This window comes from Marinobacter sp., from assembly GCF_034669625.1.
GTDB lineage: Bacteria > Pseudomonadota > Gammaproteobacteria > Pseudomonadales > Oleiphilaceae > Marinobacter.
The window spans coordinates 102,600-122,080 of record NZ_JAXMOY010000001.1; the positions used below are offsets into that span (position 1 = coordinate 102,600).

Here is a 19,481-nt window from a genome sequence, read left to right on the forward strand (position 1 = left end):
TAAGGGGACTGTGATGAAGCGTCTTCAACAGCAAACTGCGTTAGTAACAGGGGCTGGGCGAGGTATTGGCCGGGCTATTGCGGAACACTTCGCCCGCGAGGGCGCGGCGGTGGCCGTGGCCGACCTCTCTCTGGATAGTGTCGCTGAAACCGTTGCCGCCATTGAGCAAGCGGGTGGCACTGCCATGGCTTTGGCCATGGACGTTACCGATGAACAGGCAGTAGACCGGGGCGTTGCGGCCATTGTGGAACAGTGGGGCCGCCTGGACATTGCGCTGGCCAATGCGGGGGTGCAGCACATTGATCCGGTGCATAAACTGGCTTATTCCGATTGGAGCAAAGTGATGAATGTGCATCTGGACGGGGCATTCCTGGTAACCCGGGCCGCGCTCAAGCAGATGTACGCCCAAAACAGTGGCACTATGCTATACATGGGTTCGGTCCATTCTTTGGAAGCGTCACCGCTAAAAGCGCCTTATGTGGCGGCCAAGCACGGGATGCTGGGTTTATGCCGCGCCGTGGCGAAAGAGGGGGCGGAACACGGGGTGCGCAGCAACATCATTTGTCCCGGTTTTGTTCGCACACCGCTGGTGGATAAGCAGATCCCGGAACAGGCCAAAGAGCTGGGGATCTCGGAACAAGAAGTCATCAGCAAGGTCATGTTGAAGAACACCGTGGATGGCGAATTTACCACTGTAGACGACGTGTCGGAATTGGCCGTTCATTTAGCCGCCTTCCCATCCAATGCCCTGACCGGGCAATCTATGGTGGTCAGTCACGGCTGGCATATGCAGTAATTCATTGGAGAGACGGATGAGCACGACAGAACAATCAACGGTGGTATGGGCTCCGACAGAAACCACCTTGGCCCAGTCCCGAATGGGGCAGTTCAAAAGCTGGCTTGAGCTACAGGGCTTTGGCTCCTTCGAGGATTACCACGCCCTGCATCAGTGGTCGATCAGCGAACTCGAGACATTCTGGCAAAAAGTCTGGGAATACTGCGGACTGGTTTGCGAAACCCCGGCGGATCGGGTTTTAGGTTCCCGGGCGATGCCCGGCGCCGAGTGGTTCCCCGGAATGAAACTGAACTTCGCCGCCAACCTGCTGCGCTGGGCGGAGAATGGCCACGCCGATAAGGAAGCGGTAGTCGCCTACTGCGAAACCCGCCCGGTGCTGCGCAAAAGCTACCGTGAATTGAAAGCTGATGCCGGTGCACTGGAAGCCTTCTTGCGAAGCAAAGGTGTTCAGAAAGGTGACCGGGTTGCCGGTGTGGTCACCAACGGCTACGAGGCTTTGGTGGGCATGCTGGCCACCACCAGCATGGGCGCCATCTGGAGTTCGGCGTCACCGGATTTCGGGACCGGGGCCATCAACGACCGTTTTGGCCAGATCGAGCCCGCGGCGCTGATTGTGGTGAACGGTTATGGCTATGGTGGAAAAACCTTTGCCCGCCAGCAAGACTTCGCCGACCTGATCGCTGGCCTGTCTTCTCTGAAAGCCGTGGTCAGCGTTCAGCAATTGCCCGAAGAAGCGCCCATTGCCGGTGATCGGGTCACCACTTGGGAGCAGGCGCTCGAAGTCGGTGCCGGGCACGCGCCGTCGTACACCCCGGTTGATCCGGACCACCCTGTTTACATCCTTTACTCCTCCGGCACCACCGGCAAGCCCAAGTGCATCGTCCACGGCACCGCCGGTCTGTTGATTAACCATGCCAAAGAGCTGATGTTGCACGGCGATGTGGGCCCGGAGGACCGCTTCCTCTACTTCACCACCTGTGGCTGGATGATGTGGAACTGGCAAGCCTCGGCCCTGATGACCGGTGCCGCCGTGATCACCGTGGACGGTTCACCCGGCTACCCCAGCCTCGACTTCCTATGGGACACCGTGGCGAAAGAAAACGTGACCCATTTCGGCACCAGTGCCCGCTTTATCGCCGGTTGTCGTAAAGCTGAGCTCAAACCCGCCAAAACCCACGACCAGACTGCCTTGCGTGTGGTCTTCTCCACAGGTTCACCGCTGTTGCCGGAAGACTACGACTGGATCTACACCGATGGTGCCCCCAATGTGTTGCTGGGTTCCATCGCCGGTGGCACCGACATCTGCGGCTGCTTCGTCGGCGCCACCCCGCTGCTGCCCGTTCGCCGGGGCGAAATCCAGTGCCGCTTCCTTGGCGTCGATGCCGTCGCCTACGACGACGAAGGCCAACTGGTCAGCGACGGCCGCGGCGAACTCGTCTGCCGTCAGCCACTGCCATCCATGCCCGTCAGCTTCTGGCAGGACCCGAACAACGAACGCTACCAAGACGCTTACTTCAACACCTTCCCCGGTGTCTGGGCGCACGGTGATTTCATAGAATTCACCGAACACGGCGGCGCCATCATCTACGGCCGTTCCGACGCCACCCTGAACCCCGGCGGCGTAAGAATCGGCACCGCCGAAATCTACCGTCAGGTCGAAACCGTGGCGGAAGTGAAAGACAGCCTCGTGGTTGGTCGCCAAATCGAAGGCGACGTAGAAGTGGTTCTGTTCGTCGTACCCGCCGAAGGCCAGAGTGTCACCGACGAGCTGATGAAAACCCTGAAAGCCAAAATTCGGGAAGGCGCCAGCCCAAGACACGTGCCCAAGCACATCGTCGAAGTTCCTGACATTCCCTACACCCGCAGCGGTAAGAAAGTGGAGCTCGCGGTGGCCCGCCTGATTAACGGTTCAAAAAAAACTGATAACCGGGATGCGCTGGGTAACCCTGAAGCGTTGGACAAAATACGGGAACGGCTGGTGGAATCAGGCCTGCTGCCCGAATGATCTCAAGTCCAAGGACGGCGGAGCCCAAGCGTCACAAGGATGTGCCGAAGGAGCGTGTTTTGGTAACCCCCATCCAGTAACGCGTCAGCACGAAGCATGGAAATGTTAGAAAGTTTCGTAAATTCCCGTCGTTTCATCAGGTTGTAGTGAATGATCTGGCATTGTTCGTACGTTCTTATACTAAGATCGTAATCCATAAGCCGCAAAAAATGCTATCTTATTAGGTCTATCAAAAGTTCCGAATCAGTCATTGCCCCGGCCAGACGTTCACAAGACGACCGGCCTAGCCATGACCGTCCTGAACCCACCCTTTAGCCTGAGGACGAAAATGACCACATCCAAATCCAAGATCATTTACACCCTGACCGACGAAGCCCCCGCACTAGCCACCCGGTCACTGCTCCCCATTCTGGAATCCTTCGCCAAGCCGGCAGGCATCGAATTCGAAACAAGCGATATCTCTCTTGCAGCTCGTATTCTGGCAGGTTTCCCGGATTTGCTCGAAGAACACCAGCGAGTCACCGATGACTTGGCCGCATTGGGCGAATACACCAAAGACCCTGATGCCAACATCATCAAGCTGCCGAACATCTCTGCCTCTATTCCGCAGCTGCGCGCAGCCATCAAAGAGCTGAACGAGCACGGTTACAACCTCCCTGAGTACAAAGAGCACCCAGAGACCGACGAAGAAAAAGACATCCATGCCCGCTACTCTAAAGTGCTGGGCAGTGCGGTAAACCCGGTTCTTCGTGAAGGTAACTCCGACCGCCGTGCTCCGGCTGCGGTTAAAGCTTTCGCTCGCAAATACCCGCACACCATGGGCGAATGGAGCCCGGCGTCGCGCACTCACGTTGCTCACATGAGTGACGGTGATTTCTACTCCAGCGAGCAGTCCGTTACTCTGGATAAGGCCACCAACGCACGCATCGTGTTCGAGAACACAAAGGGTGAACAGACCGTACTGAAAGCCGACCTTCCTCTGCAGGAAGGTGAAGTCGTCGACGGCATGTTCATGAGCAAGAAAGCGCTCTGCAAATTCTTCGAACAAGCGATCGAAGATTGTGAAAAGACCGGCGTGATGTTCTCCCTGCACGTGAAAGCCACCATGATGAAAATCTCTCACCCGATCGTATTCGGTCACGCGGTGAAGATTTACTACAAAGAATTGTTCGACCAGTACGGCGACCTGTTTGAAGAAATCGGAGTGAACCCGAATAACGGTCTGTCCTCCGTACTCGAGAAGATCAAGCAGTTGCCGGAGTCCAAGCAAGAAGAAATCCAGGAAGCGCTGCACAAGACCTATGAGCACCGTCCTGAAATTGCGATGGTTGACTCCGTGAAAGGTATTACCAACCTGCATGTGCCGAGTGACGTGATCGTCGATGCGTCGATGCCTGCGATGATCCGTAACTCCGGTAAAATGTGGGCCCGTGATGGCAAGCTGAAGGACACCAAGGCGGTAATGCCTGAGTCCACCTATGCCACCATTTATCAGGAAACCATCAACTTCTGTAAGACCCACGGTGCGTTTGACCCCACCACTATGGGTACCGTTCCGAATGTTGGCCTGATGGCGCAGAAAGCCGAAGAGTACGGCTCGCACGACAAGACCTTTGAAATTCAGGAAGACGGTATTGTTCGCATTGTTGCTGAGGACGGTACCGTACTGACCGAACACAACGTGGAAGAAGGCGATATCTGGCGTGCTTGCCAGACCAAAGACCTGCCCATCCGCGATTGGGTCAAACTGGCGGTCAACCGTGCCCGCGCGACCGGTATGCCGGCTGTCTTCTGGCTGGACGACGAGCGTGCTCACGACGCGGAACTGATCAAGAAGGTCAACACCTACCTGAAAGATCACGACACCGAAGGTTTGCACATTCGTATCGAGTCGCCGGTGCGCGCCATTCGCTGGACCATGGAACGCCTGATTCGCGGTCTGGATACTATCTCCGTCACAGGCAACGTGCTGCGTGACTACCTGACTGACCTGTTCCCGATCCTGGAACTGGGCACTAGTGCCAAGATGTTGTCGATCGTGCCTCTGCTCAACGGCGGTGGTTTGTACGAGACCGGTGCCGGCGGTTCTGCACCCAAGCACGTGCAGCAGTTGGTTCAGGAAAACCATCTGCGTTGGGATTCTCTGGGTGAGTTCCTGGCGACGGCAGTGTCACTGGACGAGCTGGGCGAGAAGCATGACAACGCCCGTGCCCGTATGCTGGGTCAGACCATGGACAAAGCGACTGAGCGCTTGCTGGAGAACAACCAGTCTCCATCCCGCGTAACCGGCGAGCTGGATAACCGTGGTTCCCACTTCCATCTGGCCCGTTACTGGGCAGAGGAACTGTCCAAGCAGGACAGCGATAAAGAGCTGAAGGAATTCTTCACCAAGTTGTCTGAGCAGTTGGAAGCCAACAAGGACAAGATTCTGGAAGAGATGACGGTGGTTCAGGGTAACCCGGCGGACATCGGCGGATACTACTACGCACCGGCTGAGAGGGTCTCTGAAGTGATGCGCCCAAGCGCTACCTTCAACAAGATCCTTGAGGATGCGGCTGCAGCCGTGAAGTAAGGTTCGACTCAGGCCGGGGATAAAACCCCGGCCTGTTTTCTTAGTCTTGCTGCAAAGGTGTGAAACCTGCACAGGTCAGTTGTGCGAGATCTGCCGGGGCGAGTTCGATTTCCAGTCCCCGTTTACCCGCACTGACGAAAATGGTGTCGTACTGCCCCGCAGTGGCATCGATGAATGTCTTCAAACGTTTTTTCTGGCCTAACGGGCTAACCCCTCCAAGTACATAGCCTGTGCTGCGCTGCACATCCTGCTTGTCGGCCATGCCGGCTTTCTTCGCACCTGCCGCTTTTGCGATCAGCTTTAAACTGAGCATGCTGGTCACCGGTACCAGGCCCACCGCCAGTTCCTTGCCATCTACGGCCACGACCAGTGTTTTAAAAACCCGGTTCGGGTCAACGCCAATCTTGTCGGCGGCTTCATTGCCGTAGCTTTCGGCTGATGGGTCGTGTTCGTATTCGTGCACGGTGTAGCTGATCTTCGCTTTTTTAGCGGCGAGAATTCCGGGAGTCATGGGTAATCCTGTTGCCTGAACGATGTGCCGGAATTAAAGCACGGACGGTAGCGGAGTTCACCCCCGATCAAACACTGGCCACAGCTCTGAGATTTCGCCCTTTGTTGCGTCGAAAACAGCCAAGTCTCCGAACTCGAGTAAGACCGCCTCGCTTTGGTGGGGGCGCAGGAATACCCGGTCACCGACCTTGAGCGGAACGCCTTCCGCGAGATTCAGCATTTCCTGATTGGTGGAACGGCCGTAAAGGTTGTTGTTCACCAAACCGGGCGGTGACACCGGGTTGGCCTTCCAGTAGCCGCCATAGATAAACGCAGTGCGAGCGTGATTGGGATTCCACAGCGATTGCAGCCTGCCCAGCCCCGGTGCTCCGGAGATGCGAGTGTTGTCGAGAAGCTTGAGTACCGGCGTGGCAATGAACGCGGCGCGTTGGTGGTTGGCCAGTGTTGGCACATCGAAGTCCGTTGGTAGCACCAGCCCTGATCCCGCTGCCAGCTCATTGGCAGGAATGCGTCCTGCCATGCCTTGATACAACTGATACGTGCTGGAGCCTCCGGTGTTCAGGGTCAGGTCTGAAATGCTGCGGCCCAGGGTATGCTCTGCCGTGTCCACACACTGCTGATAACGTGCCATGGCTTTGTCGCGCAGCCACCCAGTGGGGCCCGGTGCTTTGAGAATGTGAGGCTCGTAACCCATAAAGCCACTGAACGTCAGCCAAGGGGACTGCTCGATGGTGGTCAGCGCACGAGCAAGCGTTTGCTGACCGGTAAAGCCGCCCCGGTGCAGGCCGATATCGATTTCCAAATTCACCCGCATCGGTTGTTTGAGCCGGGTCGCCAGTTGTTGGTATTCAGCCAGTCGCGCTTCCGAATCCACCAGCCACTGGAGTTGACGTTCTGGCTTGAACCCGCTCGTAGACGCATCGAAGTGGGCATAGAAACGAGCTGCACTGGTCACCGGGAGCGGTTTGCCCAGCAGCAGATCAGATTCAGGCAGAGCGCGAACGACCTGATTGAGGTTCGGCTGATGGAACAGCATGAGTTTCTGCGTGCCGGTGCCGGCCATCACGTGTTTGAGTAAAGGCAAAGATGGCAGAGACTTGGCGACGATCCGGTAGTGAAATTCACCCGCAATGTGGCGTTTAAGCACCGCGATGTTGTGGTCAAGGCGCTCGCGATCGATCACCAAAGTGGGCGTCGCCCGCCCCTTTTCTTGCAGGGCTTTTTGTAGCGATAGAAAGTAACGGGAGTGCCCGGCGTTCTGGGCTTCGGGTTTCAGGAAGCCGGCCGCGCCCAAACTGCCAACCGCGACACCGGCAAGCAGCAGCTTGCGCCTTTGTTGTCGGAACGCCTCGCTGTGAGCCATGATCTGCCTATCCCGTGATCGTTTTCTTGGTGAACAGCCGGGCAAGGTACGGGTTCAGGAAACGGCCGTTCGGGTCGAGTGCTTCCCGCACCTCACTGAAGGCTTGCCACTGCGGATAGAGCGTCTGGAAATCGGTTCCGGTGAGCGTATTCAGTTTGCCCCAGTGTGGCCGACCACCGTATCGTCTGAAAATCGGCTCTACCGCTTCAAACAAGGGGGTGTGATCTTCTTCGAAGAACCGATGTACCGCGATGGAGACCGAATCCCTCTGGTAGAAAGGGCTGAGCCACGCATCGTCTGCTTTTACGAACCTTACCTCGATGGGAAAGAACACCTCGGGAAACTGGCCTTCGATGACGCCGATCACTTCCCGAAGCGCCGCCTGCCAGTTTTCTCTCGGCAGGTGGTATTCCATCTCGTTGAAGCGGACGTTCCGGGCGCTGGTGTAATTCTGCCAGGACGACGCCACTTTCACTTCGGTGCTGAGGGTGCGCATGTAACCACCGAGAATCAGCCGGCGCAGGCGGGGCGACCATGACAGGTAATCGCGGGCCTGCTGGAGGTCTCTGGCGCCGTCGTTCTGGTCGATTGCTTCGGTTTCAGACTCCGGTTCATCGGTGATGTCGTGGGTGCTGGTAAAGCCCATGCCCGAGAACGGTATATAAAAGAACTCGTAGTTTCGGTGTTCGCTCGCCCGTGTGTCGGCATTTTCGAGAATGTCCTCGAGCGGTAGCCATTCGGTGGTTTTTTTCAGCCGATAAGGACGTCGATTCTGCAATGTCACGTCTGTGACGAAGCCCAGACTACCCAGCCCGACTCGCGCGGCCTGAAAAATCTCCGGGTTCTGGTTCCGGTTGCATTCCAGTACGTCCCCCTGCGCGGTCACCAGCGTCAAACCTTCGATATAGCCGGACAGGCTCATAAGCTCTGCACCGGTGCCGTGGGTGGCCGTTGCCAGCATGCCGCCCAACGATTGCTGGTCAATATCCGGCATGTTGAACAGCGCTTGGTTGATCGCTTCCAGCGGTTGGCCAAGTTGGCCCAGAAGCGTGCCGGTGGCAATTCGAGCACGGCATAGATGATCGTCGTGATCGAGAATGCCGGTTAATCGAGCCAGCGAAACCAAAACGTCGTTCGTCGGTACGAGCGGTGAGAACGAGTGGCCCGATCCAACCGGCCGAATTTTAGCCTCTTGATGGGCGCGATCGCTCAGAATATCCAGCAGTTCGTTTTGTGAGCGAGGTGCCAGCCTGTGGCTGGGGTTGGCACTTTGCGAGCCAGACCAGTTGCGCCAGGTCATCGGCCCCGTGGTCGTCTGCTTTGCGGAGGTGGTTTGAGCGTGGCTGATGGCAGGCCAACCGACATGGCTGGCAATGGCGCTGCCTACCAGCAGATTCAAAAAATGCCGTCGCTGCATCACGAACTCCTAAGGCTGGGCCGGGGTTGCCATGAAGGTGATCAAAGTCTGAAATTCGGCGGCGTTGCAATCCATGCACAGGCCATAGGGGGGCATGCCACCCATACCGGAAACGACGTTGTCCAGAAGCGTGTCCATGCCCTTTTCCATTCGGGGCTGCCACGCGGTGTGGTCGCCAGTCAACGGGGCGTCGGACGTGCCGCTACCATGGCAAGCCATACAGGAACGTTGATAGATCTCAGCCGTTTCAGGGTTTTTGGGAGTGGCTGACCGGGCGTATTCGACAATGTCTTCTGAAGGCGCTGAGCTACCGGAACATGCGGTAGACAGGGCTGCGACCACCAACGTTAATACTGCACACGGAACAGATTTTAGAGAGAAGTTGAGTTGTATCATTTCACTTAAAACGTAATTGAGTGTCACGTTTATTTTTGACTAAGTCGACATTAAAAGCAAGCCAGACTCGACTCCGCCTCGGACACTGACTACCTTTGAAAGAAGGACGTTGGTGTTAAACAAGGTATTTCCATGAAGCAGTATCCACCGGGGAGAGGCGGTTCAAATCCGTTACGGGCAGACCGTGGTCCCATGCGTCGAGCGCTATGGGCTGCTTGTGTGTATCTGCTGGTTGGTTTGGTCTGGATCGAATTTTCGGATCAGTTGGCGGAGGCCTGGTTTAAAGATGCCCGTGCCCTGTCCGAGGTTCAAACCTGGAAGGGGTTTTTGTTCGTCGGCGTGACCGGTTTCACCTTGTTCATCGTGATGTTGCGACAACTCAGCAAAGACCGCCTGCTTTTATTACTGCAAACGCGTCAGCGAAAGCTAATGCGCGAGCATGAGAGGCAGTTGACGGTGCTGTTGAACAACCTGCCCGGCATGGCCTTTCGCTTTGAAAATGATTTTCTAGGCACCTTTTTATTTGTATCCGACGGCTGTGAAGAACTCACAGGCTACAGTGCGGAAGAGCTGATGGAGCCGGGATCGCTCAGCCGATTGGGGCTGATTGATGAGGTTCACCGTCTTGAGATAGCGCGAGAAGTGGCGGACGCGATTCGACAGGACGAGCGCTTTTCTGTCGAGTTCCCGATCGCCTGTAAAGATGGTCGGGAAATTTGGGTTTGGGCCAGAGGTTGTGGTCTGAAGGATGACGATGGCTCCCGCTTGCTTGAAGGTATTGTTCTGGATGTTTCGGACCGGAAGGCGTTGGAGCAGGAGTTGGAGGAGCTGGCGACGAAAGATTCCCTCACCGGGTTGTTAAATCGTCGGGAGCTGACTCGGGTTTTGAAAGAAGAATTAGAGCGTGCGCAGCGTTATCACCGGTCTTTGGCGGTGTTGTGGATCGATTTTGATCACTTCAAGAAGATTAACGACAGTCATGGCCATGCGGCCGGTGATCTTGTGTTGTCCGCAGCCAGCCGGGTGCTCGAGAACAGCGTTCGTGGCGTCGATTCGGTAGGGCGGTTCGGAGGGGAAGAGTTTGTGGTTGTTTTGCCTGAGATGGGGCAAGCCGAAGCTCTTGATACTGCTGAGAGATTGCGACGAGAAGTGCACCACAACCCGGTTATTTTGGAATCTGGTGACTGCGTGTCGGTCACGATCAGTGTCGGGGTTGCTGTGTATCCTGCGCACGGAACCAGTGTCGAAAGGTTGTCTGCAGAGGCCGATAAGGCGATGTATCAGGCCAAAATGCAGGGTCGCGACTGTGTGGCCATAGCGCAGCCGATACGGTCGATACATAATGAAGCGACGTAAGATCGTACTTCAGGGGTAAGCAGCTCCCGGAGGCGGCGAATAACCCGCAAACCAGATAATAAAGGCGCTTGTTATGCATTCACTCGCCCGCCGAGCCTTGCACACCTGTAAGGTTCCCCGAGACCTTTCCTCGATTACTTTTCGCGACAGTGCCAGTGAGCACCCTGAGCGCGTGAATCTATCTCAAGGGGCGGTGGAGTCGATCTGGCAGAGTGTGGAGTCCCTGTATCGTACCGGTGTTCATCCGGGTATGCAGCTGTCGTTAAGGTATCGCGGCGAACAGGTGTTGCACCGGTCGATAGGCCATGTCCATGGCAATGGTCCGTGTGATGATTCGACCACGCCGAAACAACTGATGAGTACCGAAACCCCGATCTGCTATTTTTCGGCTTCCAAGGCGGTGACCGCGTTGCTCATGCACATGCTGGCCGAGCAAGGGCTGGTGAATCTCATGGATCCGGTGTCCTACTATTGCCCTGAGTTTGCTAAAAACGGAAAGCGCACGATCACCGTTCACCAGATCTTGTCTCACCGGGGCGGTATTCCGGCTATTGCCAAAGAGACCCCCATTGATGTGCTCTGGGACCAAGACGAAATATGGCGCCTGCTCTGCGAAGCCAAGCCGGTGGAAGTTGATGGTGCCAAGGTTGCCTATCACGCGATTACCGGCGGGTTTGTGCTTCAGCGGGTGCTGGAGAAAGTGACCGGCGACACGATCGAAAACTACCTGGACAAGTATTTGCGCAAACCCATGGGGATGAAATGGTTTACCTATGGCGTGGCACAGGAACATCTGCATGAACTGGCATCGAACTACGCTACGGGCCCGACGCCACGCTTCCCGGTGTCCTGGGTCGTGAATCGGGCCCTGGGCGGCGATATTAAAACGGTCGAACGGGTCACTAATGACCTGCGCTTCCAAGAAGCCGTCATCCCGGCTGGCAATTTGTGTGGCACCGCAGAAGAAATGAACCGTTTTTTCCAGATGATGCTGAACGGTGGCATGTGGCAAGGCAAGCGTATTTGTAGCGAACTGACCATTCGTCGAGCCATCCAGCAGTTTGGGTCCATGCAGCTGGATCGTACGATGTGGGTACCCATGCGCTTCAGTGCAGGCATGATGTTGGGCAGTAATCCGGTTGGCCTGTGGGGCCCGCAAAGCCGGCATGCGTTTGGTCATATCGGACTGATCAACAAAATGTGCTGGGCCGATTCAGCAAGGGATATTTCGGTCAGTCTTCTCAACACTGGGTTCCCGATAGTGGGTCATCACATCCCGTCGCTCGCGCGTTTTGTCTATACGGTGACCAAGCAGTTCCCGATATTACCTGAGCACGAAAGAAGGCTGATTCCGGCATAAAATGAAGCCGCTGTCATTTTATTGTTCTTTGTCTGACAGTCTGGCAAAATGGCGTTGTGAATTAGGATGTTCAACGATCTCAATGGATGAGGTGCCGCTGTATGAACCGATCAAATATACCGATTCCCGATGTCTCCCGCGTCGAGCTGGGGCAGTACGACAGTGTCCGCACCCACGTGCGGCAGCGCGTGTGTGATGAAGTCCGGAAATTGGAACGTCGTATAGAAATCTTGAAGCTGACTCAGGCTCCGCATGCAGAGATCATGATCTCTGCCTATGAGCGGATGATCGAGCGCAAGCGCGGTTTCTTGCGAAACTGGGATATGTAGCGGCTACTGGCGGTGAGCCGTCGGCACCGTGCTCCAACTGATTTTTGCCTGGTCTTCACTCTGGTTGACGCAGTATTCCGGATTGGGGACTGTCGGCACCTCTTCTGAACTTTCATAATCATCCGGGTTTGCGTTCGGGTTCTGTATTCTGGATGGCTCTTCATTCGAGGTGTAGATCTGCACCTTGCTCATGGCGTAGTTCAGATCTACCCGTTGGCAGTCGGGGTTGGTGTCGTCAAGCGCGACTCCGTGGCGGTTGTAATCGATGATGGGTTGCTCGCTGTTTTTAATAAACAGTGTGTCTTTCTGGGCGTCGCCGATGAACTCCTGACGCAACTCTATACCGCCGTGATTGCGACTAACAAAGTCAGCCGTGGCCAGTTCCGGCGGGTTGTAACCTGTGGGGCTGAATTGCGGTGCGCTGAAGCGTGCCCCGGCGAGCAGGCTCATCAATTCGGGTTGCTGGTCCTGTTCGGCAGCATCCACGCTGCCAGCCACGTATTGAATGCTTCGGTAGACCTTTTCATCCAGGCTGCTTTCATCAGCCGTTTTGGGGACGTAGCGCCAGTCGAGTGTCTGGTAACGCCACTCCCGGTGGTTGAGCGCTTGCTGAGCATTCGTTGCCGCCTGGTCCGTGAAGCGAATCGTCGCACCGGCACTGCGGGTGTTGTAGTTACCAGCCGTGCTTTGGCCGATGCGGTCGCTGATGTACTGTCGCCCGTCATCGAAGTTGCTCACGCTGCCCACACTGATTACCTGATTCATCAAATCCAGTGGGTTTCGTACGCTGGTATAGCTTTTCCCGCCCTCGGCTGGGGTAGCTCCGATGAATATGTCGATGTGGCGACGGATTGCTTCGGCTGTTTCTCGGTTTTCGGTAGTATCGTCTTCGCCGCTGGGCTCGATGCCTGGGTAGTAGTCGCTGAACAGCGTGTGCTTCAGGGTTTCCGGCGCCTGAGGCGTGTTGGTCAGATTAAAGGTTGAGAACGTGAGATCGACATTGCTGGCAGGATTCAGTGTAGACGAGCTTGAGCTCTCTGAATTGCAGCCTGCGAGAGTGACGATGGCGAAGGATAGCGCGGCATAGATAAAAGCAGATCTCATTTCGGGCGACCTCAGGGTGCGAAAACCATTGCGAACAGCTAAAGTGATGACTGCTGACACTAAACGATAAAGTAGACAGCTGCCCGCTCGGAGATCACATTTTGCAGCAACGGTTAAGCGATACTTGCGTCCGGGTGTTCCTGATAGGTCTGTTTTTGGCCGCTTTTGCCTTACCATCGCTGACGCTGGCACAGCCCGGTTGTCGTGATGGCGTGCTGTCGTTGGGGGATGGCAGTGATGGTATCCGCGATCTCAGCGGGTGTCTGGCTTACCTTGAGGACTCTGACCAGAGTCTGACGTTTGAGGAAGTGCTCAATCTGCCCCTGACCAAATTCAATCGTCACCATGAAGGCGTGCTCAATTTTGGTTACACGGAATCCGCCTACTGGACTCGTCTCGATATAGACTCGCAAGAGCTGCAAGGCCCCACAGATTGGATGTTGGAGTTGGCGTTGCCGCTGGTGGATGATGTCCGATTGTACGTTGTCCGTGAGGGTCGCTTGGTGGAAGAGCGCCGCGCGGGTTATTACGATAATTGGGCCGACCGGGATTTGGCGGTGCCGAACCCGACCTTTCAGCTTACCTTCGAGCCTGCGACGTCAACGACCGTTTTCCTGCGGATCGCGAATATCAACACGTTTCGATTGCCCATTACCCTATGGCCTCGTGATAGTTACATAGCTAAGGTCTCTGTCGATGAAGCGGTTCGTGGTCTTCTGCTCGGTGCCATTCTCGCTATCCTTGCTTACAACCTGTTTGTTGCTATCTCGGTTCGCGAGCGAAGCAACATTTATTACCTGTTCTATCTGGTGTCGGCGGTGTTATTTACCGCAACGGAGCAAGTACACGGCGTTCAATTGTTTGATCAGCGACCGGTATTGCTGAATAAGGAATATCTCCACTTCCACATTATTTCCACACTGTTTTTCGGGTTGTTGATGGCCCGTTCGCTCTTGGAAACCCGCCATCGATCGCCGGACCTCGATAAGGTTCTGCTGGTGTGCCTTTATGCGGTGGTGGCGACGTTTGTCCTGGCGCTGTTTATGCCTTATTCGGTGACCATGGAATGGATAGTGCTGGCGTCCATTCTGGTGAGCAGTATTCTGATTGTCGTAAGTTACCTGTCCTGGCGTTATTACAACCCGGCGGCACGCGCATACTTTTTCGCGTGGGCGGCCGCGTTGATTGGCTTTGGGGTGTATGGGCTGATGGTCATTGGTTACCTTCCACTCAATACTTTTACAACGTATACGCCCCAGTTCGGCTTGACGGCTCAGGTCATTCTGTTTTCGTTTGCGTTGGCCGACCGCATCAAGCAGGTGCAAGGAGAAGCACTGGCCTGGAACAAAAGAGCCCTGGCTAATCTTCAGCGTTATCAATCCCTGTTCGATAACGTGATCGAAGGCGTGTTCCAAATGTCCCCGGAGCGGCGTTTTGTGACCGCGAACCCCGCGATGGCTGCATTTTTAGGCTTCAGAAGCAGGCACGAACTATTGCAGGCCAATCCCGATGTACTGGAGACCTGTATCGCGGATGATCAGCTGAGGCGGATGGTTGTGGCGCAGCTGGAAAAAAAAGGCACGGTGAAAGGTGTGGAGGCCAAATACCTTACCGCTGAGGGCGAAGAACGTTGGGCAACGATTTCGCTGCATACCGTCTACGATGCTGAAGGTATGCCGATGCATCTGGAAGGTACCTGTATTGATGCCACCGAAAGTCATCAGCGGCTTCAGATCGAACGCGAGAGAGAGCAGGAACGGTTGGAGAAAGAGTTGGCCCGGAATTCGGCTCAGGCGAAAAGTCAGTTTTTAGCCAACATGAGCCACGAAATCCGGACGCCCTTAGCGGCTATTATTGGTTACGGCGAGACACTGCTCGACTCCGACTTAAGTGAAAGCGAAAAGCGCAGTAGCGCTGAAACGGTGGTACGAAGTGGCCGGCATTTGCTTGAGCTGGTCAACGACATATTGGACCACTCGAAAATTGATGCCAACAAGCTTGCTGTCGATGTGGTGCTGGTCAACTTACCGGAAATGCTGGATGAAATACGGGCATTTTTCGAGCCGAAAGCCAACGAAAAAGGACTCGACTTCACCGTCATCTGTGACTATCCGCTTCCTGAAAAAATCCATACGGACCCTACTCGCTTTCGGCAGATCATTATTAACTTGTGCGGAAATTCTCTTAAATTTACGCAAACAGGCTCGATCTCCCTGATTGTCCGTTGTGATCGTGAACAGGAAATTCTTCATGCCCGAGTGGTCGACACCGGTATTGGTATGAAACCTGAGCAAATACACCGGTTGTTCGATCCGTTTGCTCAGGGCAGCAGTGCGATATCGCGGCAATATGGTGGCAGTGGTTTAGGCTTAAGTATCTCCCGCCGCTTGGCGGAGTTGTTGGGTGGCAGTATTCGTGTTGCCAGTACTTATGGTGAAGGCAGTGAATTTGAAGCAACGATCAGCACCGGGTCACTGGAAGGGGGGCATTTTTTACAAGACGCTTCCGAATTTATCGAGCGACGCCGAGCCATACCCATGGTGGCAGCACCTAAGCTGAGTGGTCGCATCTTGTTCGCAGAAGATAACGAGCTGAACCAGCGCCTGGTATCGTTGTTGGTGGATCGGACCGGGGCCGAACTGGTGCATGTGCCCAATGGCGCCGAGGCGCTCGAACGAGCGACCAAAGAACCGTTCGACTTGATATTGATGGATATCCAGATGCCAGTCATGAACGGGCGCGACGCCACGGTCGCGTTGCGTGAGGCCGGTGTTAATACGCCCATTATCGCCCTGACGGCCAACGTGATGACGGAAGACATCGCTGAATATCGAAAGGCCGGGTGTAATGGTTATTTGGCAAAGCCCATCGATAAACAGCAGTTTTACCAAACCTTGGCCGAGTATTTGAGTTGGAATGCTGAGCGTGACGAGCCGGTTCGGCCGCAGTTTATTGGGCGGGTGTTGGTGGCGGAAGACAATGATGACAATCGACGTTTGGTCGAGCGGATGCTCAAGCGCATTGGCGCTGATCCGGTCATGGTTACCTCGGGCGAAGAGGCTGTGCGCACGGCGTTGTCCGATACTGTGCATCTTGTGCTGATGGACCGGTATCTGCCCGGAATGGATGGTGTGGAGGCCACGCGGCTGTTGCGGCAGACGGGGTTCAGACGTCCAATCATTGCCTTTACCGGAGGCGGCCAATCGGAAACGGATGCTCTGTTAGGCGCCGGTTGCGATGGTGTTCTGCGCAAACCGATTGATCACACGCACCTGCAGGCATTGCTGGATCGATACGTGCACAAAGGCGCTACCGATGTGGTGGATGAAGATATTGGGCATTTATCATCGAGATTTCTGGCCGGGTTGGCGGAACGACAAAAGTGCATGAACGATGCCTTGGCCAACAGAGATTTAACCCGTTTGCAGATTGAAAACCATCAGATTAAAGGCACCGCGGGCGCGATGGGTTACCCGTTGCTGACTGAGCAAGCTGCGGTCATTGAACAACATATCAGGAGTGACGCTCCAGATTGGCTGCGTATTCACGCCGGATTGGACAAACTCAACGACATGATCAACCGGGCCCTGACAGATACTGATCGGGAGCTTGGAGACGATACAGGAAGGGACGTATGACCGAAAATCGCCACCGACAGGAACAGCACTCACTGAGCATGATGTACGGCACTTACGCCGATATCCTGTTCGTACTCTTTCCGTTTTTGATCATTGCCATGCAAAGGCTTTGGGACGGCAACCTCTATGACACGTTAATGCAGCCAGATCTCAGTATCGCCGCCGTTATTCTTGCTGGACTGGCGATGGGGAAATTTGTGTTGGGGCTGGTTACCAATCAGGACCTCGGGCGCTATAAAGAGCGTATAGTGTTCTTTATCGCTTTGACGCTGTTTCTGGTGCTGGGGCCGGCAATCATCTTGCTGCTGAGCATGACGAGTGATGCAGAAATCCCGCGATTTGTTGCTTTCGTGCAGCCGGTGCTGCTGATTATTGCCATCTCGCTCTACACCACGGCGGTGAGCATTGCCAACATTCTAACGCGCACGAGTGTTAACGGGCAGGCAGAGCGGGACTTGCAGCATCCTTATTCGGACAGCACAGCACAGCGAGGGCTGGTTGATCAGCCACCTCTGGACTTGCCGCGACGAACGGGCCGCGACGGGTATTGAGTGAGCAGAATAATGAACGAGGTGTTGTTTAATGAGTGATCTTAGAGTTTTGGTCGTTGAAGACGAGCCGCTCATGCGAGAGCGGCTGGTCGGTATGCTTAACAAGGCGGGCGCAACAGAGATCATGGAGTGCGAGAGTGCGGCGTCAGCACGTGCAGCATTCGATGCCAGCGAATTCCACATTGTGTTGCTGGATTTGGGGCTACCCGATGGCGATGGCCATGAGTTGATGACGGCGTTTAAAGCGACCCGAAAAGAACAGCATATTGTCCTGGTGACGGCAGACGACTCAATTGAAAGTATTCAGCGGGCCATCAGCGCAGGTGCGAACGGTTATGTTGTAAAACCGTATTCGCAGGAGAAAATCCACGATGTGGTCAACAACTTTGCCATGGTGCATGGTGGTGATATGGCGGTCATTGAAGGACTGAACCGGCACCATTGACCGGTTCAGCCATACGCCCCCCCATTATGGATTACGCGACTTGGCGGGCAATCCAGGAGTTATAGCGGGTTGCCAAAGCTTTCACATAACGAGCCTCACCACCGCCGAGGTTGCTCAACACGCCGTTAAAAATCCAGCCTCGCTCGTATACACCCAACACCCGCTGTTCGTCGTCGAGATTGACTCGCTGATTCAGCTTCTTGCAAATGGCATCGAGTAGCGGCAGCTTCTCTGGTCGTCTGACCGGGGCATTGCGGTTGCTGATTGGCTGGTTAGCGGCCCGCCGCGCTGGTTGTCTTTTCATTGTCTTCTCCTTGCCTTTTGCTGCTGCAACAACAGAAAACCCCGGAGCCTGAAGCAACCGGGGTTTGGCAGAGAAGCTGCCCCGGTCGCTGCAATGGCTCCCGGGACTTGACCGAAAGCCGTTAGATGTCTTTCACCATGGCACGCTGGGTCTGCCCTACTGGGCAACCTGCGATTGTGGAAATAATGTCGTGGAAACGCATGATGGTCATATCAGCTCTTTGAATTCGGTTCGGGCACCAGTGTATAGCCAATTGCAGGGTTTGCAATAGCCTCGGCAATTCGGCAAACGCGTACAGACAGCTATGGGTTGTGGACTCATAATTTGCTCTGTCACGTGTTTTTACGTTGTGTAATCCGCGACACCTGATCAGGTGTCGATTGGATCTCTCCTTTCTGGCGCAGTCTTTATGACTGCGCTTTTTTTTGCGCTCAAAATGCCATCTCGGTTAATTCGTAGCCACTAGTTCGTACAGCTTTAAGGTTTGAAATTGGCGATAATTTGCACACTAAACATCGTCCACCTGTTACGAACGAAGAGGTTGAAACCTAAGAAAATGCCCGCTGAACCCGCACCTGCCGTTAAGAAATTTGTGTCTGATTTTATCGTGGAAATTGCACTGGTTGTTGCCGTTGCTGTTTATTTGGTTTTGGCACAGGGACAATCGGTTGGTGAAAACCTGACCTTTACCATGGTGGGCGCAAGCCTGATGGTTGTTGCGACATACTGGACCCTGCACACGGCGCGTAAAGGTCTGGAAGTTATCGCGCTTCGGCTTCAGTTGAGCAAATAATCTGTTGCCAGGTCCGATGCAGAATGAGGGCATCGGTGGCCGCCCGGTGAATCGGTAATCCCAGTTCCTCGATCACTTTTTGACGAGTACCTGCCCACAGCTGGACCTGTTCCGGATTTAGCAACATGGAAACGGATTCCAGTTGAAAGGCGGGCGTTACGCCCGCTGCACGAAACAGGCGATGAAGCCAAAAGCTGTCGAAGGTCCAAGCATCGCAGAAAACTTGCTCTGGCAATATTGCGTTAAGTCTCTCGGCGATATGCCAGACGGGCTGGCCCTGGTCTTCCAGCTCCTGACGGCTGATGCCGTGAATAGCTTCAGCCCGGGGTGACCAGTCATGCCAGGTTTTATGAGGATCAATAAGCCAGCTGTGTTGGGTCCCATCTGACAGGCACACGCCCACCTCGATCGGATAGCTTGCGATCAAATCCAGACTGGATGCTTCGAAATCGATGAATGCCGGTCTTGCGTTAACGGTCATGAATAGGCGCTGACGGTTGAAGATTTTCATCTGAGTTTACTCCTGATCTTTCTCTCGTGCG

Annotated in this window: 17 protein-coding genes; 10 read left to right on the top strand and 7 right to left on the bottom strand. The window is 55.1% G+C overall.

Going from position 1 to position 19,481, the window contains the following annotated elements; all coding sequences use genetic code 11:
* The first annotated feature begins 13 nt into the window (after window positions 1–13).
* The 3 genes from VOI14_RS00440 to VOI14_RS00450 all read left to right on the top strand — a co-directional run bounded on the left by VOI14_RS00440 (window position 14) and on the right by VOI14_RS00450 (window position 5,373).
* Window positions 14–796, top strand: coding sequence for a 3-hydroxybutyrate dehydrogenase (locus VOI14_RS00440; RefSeq protein WP_323750046.1), 783 nt, complete (start codon window positions 14–16; stop codon window positions 794–796).
* A gap of 16 nt (window positions 797–812) precedes the next feature.
* On the top strand, window positions 813–2,801 hold the full coding sequence (locus tag VOI14_RS00445; protein ID WP_323750047.1) for an acetoacetate--CoA ligase: 1,989 nt from the start codon (window positions 813–815) through the stop codon (window positions 2,799–2,801).
* A 328-nt stretch (window positions 2,802–3,129) separates the two neighbouring features.
* Complete coding sequence (locus VOI14_RS00450) at window positions 3,130–5,373, top strand: NADP-dependent isocitrate dehydrogenase (protein ID WP_323750048.1); 2,244 nt, start codon at window positions 3,130–3,132, stop codon at window positions 5,371–5,373.
* A 40-nt stretch (window positions 5,374–5,413) separates the two neighbouring features.
* Here VOI14_RS00450 and ybaK read toward each other — a convergent pair whose 3' ends face one another.
* The 4 genes from ybaK to VOI14_RS00470 are packed head-to-tail and all read right to left on the bottom strand — an operon-like array spanning window position 5,414 to window position 9,059.
* On the bottom strand, window positions 5,414–5,884 hold the full coding sequence (gene ybaK, locus VOI14_RS00455) for a Cys-tRNA(Pro) deacylase (protein ID WP_323750049.1): 471 nt from the start codon (window positions 5,882–5,884) through the stop codon (window positions 5,414–5,416).
* A gap of 57 nt (window positions 5,885–5,941) precedes the next feature.
* Entirely contained in the window at window positions 5,942–7,246 is a 1,305-nt protein-coding gene (locus VOI14_RS00460) for a DSD1 family PLP-dependent enzyme (RefSeq protein WP_323750050.1), read from the bottom strand.
* 7 nt (window positions 7,247–7,253) lie between these two features.
* The gene (locus VOI14_RS00465) at window positions 7,254–8,663 is read right to left on the bottom strand and encodes a D-arabinono-1,4-lactone oxidase (RefSeq protein WP_323750051.1); all 1,410 of its coding nucleotides are present in this window, start codon (window positions 8,661–8,663) and stop codon (window positions 7,254–7,256) included.
* Between the two features lie 9 nt (window positions 8,664–8,672).
* On the bottom strand, window positions 8,673–9,059 hold the full coding sequence (locus tag VOI14_RS00470) for a c-type cytochrome (protein ID WP_323750052.1): 387 nt from the start codon (window positions 9,057–9,059) through the stop codon (window positions 8,673–8,675).
* Window positions 9,060–9,191: 132 nt separating this feature from the next.
* On the opposite strand from VOI14_RS00470, the gene VOI14_RS00475 reads away from it, so the two are divergent.
* From VOI14_RS00475 to VOI14_RS00485, 3 genes are all read left to right on the top strand, one after another.
* Window positions 9,192–10,415, top strand: coding sequence for a sensor domain-containing diguanylate cyclase (locus VOI14_RS00475; RefSeq protein WP_323750053.1), 1,224 nt, complete (start codon window positions 9,192–9,194; stop codon window positions 10,413–10,415).
* 73 nt (window positions 10,416–10,488) lie between these two features.
* A complete protein-coding gene (locus VOI14_RS00480) occupies window positions 10,489–11,775 on the top strand; it encodes a serine hydrolase domain-containing protein (protein ID WP_323750054.1) in 1,287 nt (428 codons plus the stop codon).
* A 101-nt stretch (window positions 11,776–11,876) separates the two neighbouring features.
* A complete protein-coding gene (locus VOI14_RS00485; protein WP_323750055.1) occupies window positions 11,877–12,104 on the top strand; it encodes a hypothetical protein in 228 nt (75 codons plus the stop codon).
* A gap of 3 nt (window positions 12,105–12,107) precedes the next feature.
* Here the strand turns inward: VOI14_RS00485 and VOI14_RS00490 are convergent, their stop codons facing one another.
* Window positions 12,108–13,208 (bottom strand): hypothetical protein, encoded by a 1,101-nt coding sequence (locus VOI14_RS00490; RefSeq protein ID WP_323750056.1) that lies wholly within the window; start codon window positions 13,206–13,208, stop codon window positions 12,108–12,110.
* A gap of 101 nt (window positions 13,209–13,309) precedes the next feature.
* Between VOI14_RS00490 and VOI14_RS00495 the strand changes: the two genes are divergently transcribed.
* The 3 genes from VOI14_RS00495 to VOI14_RS00505 are packed head-to-tail and all read left to right on the top strand — an operon-like array spanning window position 13,310 to window position 17,842.
* Window positions 13,310–16,846: a response regulator gene (locus tag VOI14_RS00495; protein WP_323750057.1), complete on the top strand. Its 3,537-nt coding sequence runs from the start codon at window positions 13,310–13,312 to the stop codon at window positions 16,844–16,846.
* Window positions 16,843–17,397, top strand: coding sequence for a hypothetical protein (locus tag VOI14_RS00500; protein ID WP_323750058.1), 555 nt, complete (start codon window positions 16,843–16,845; stop codon window positions 17,395–17,397). The genes VOI14_RS00495 and VOI14_RS00500 overlap by 4 nt, the downstream gene beginning before the upstream one ends.
* Window positions 17,398–17,428: 31 nt before the next feature.
* Entirely contained in the window at window positions 17,429–17,842 is a 414-nt protein-coding gene (locus VOI14_RS00505; protein ID WP_323750059.1) for a response regulator, read from the top strand.
* A 31-nt stretch (window positions 17,843–17,873) separates the two neighbouring features.
* Here the strand turns inward: VOI14_RS00505 and VOI14_RS00510 are convergent, their stop codons facing one another.
* Window positions 17,874–18,146 carry a hypothetical protein gene (locus VOI14_RS00510; protein ID WP_323750060.1) on the bottom strand — a complete coding sequence of 91 codons (273 nt, stop codon included), beginning with the start codon at window positions 18,144–18,146 and terminating at the stop codon, window positions 17,874–17,876.
* A gap of 592 nt (window positions 18,147–18,738) precedes the next feature.
* On the opposite strand from VOI14_RS00510, the gene VOI14_RS00515 reads away from it, so the two are divergent.
* The gene (locus VOI14_RS00515; RefSeq protein ID WP_323750061.1) at window positions 18,739–18,939 is read left to right on the top strand and encodes a hypothetical protein; all 201 of its coding nucleotides are present in this window, start codon (window positions 18,739–18,741) and stop codon (window positions 18,937–18,939) included.
* Here VOI14_RS00515 and VOI14_RS00520 read toward each other — a convergent pair.
* Window positions 18,908–19,420 (bottom strand): hypothetical protein, encoded by a 513-nt coding sequence (locus VOI14_RS00520; RefSeq protein WP_323750358.1) that lies wholly within the window; start codon window positions 19,418–19,420, stop codon window positions 18,908–18,910. The genes VOI14_RS00515 and VOI14_RS00520 overlap by 32 nt on opposite strands.
* Between the last annotated feature and the right edge of the window lie 61 nt (window positions 19,421–19,481).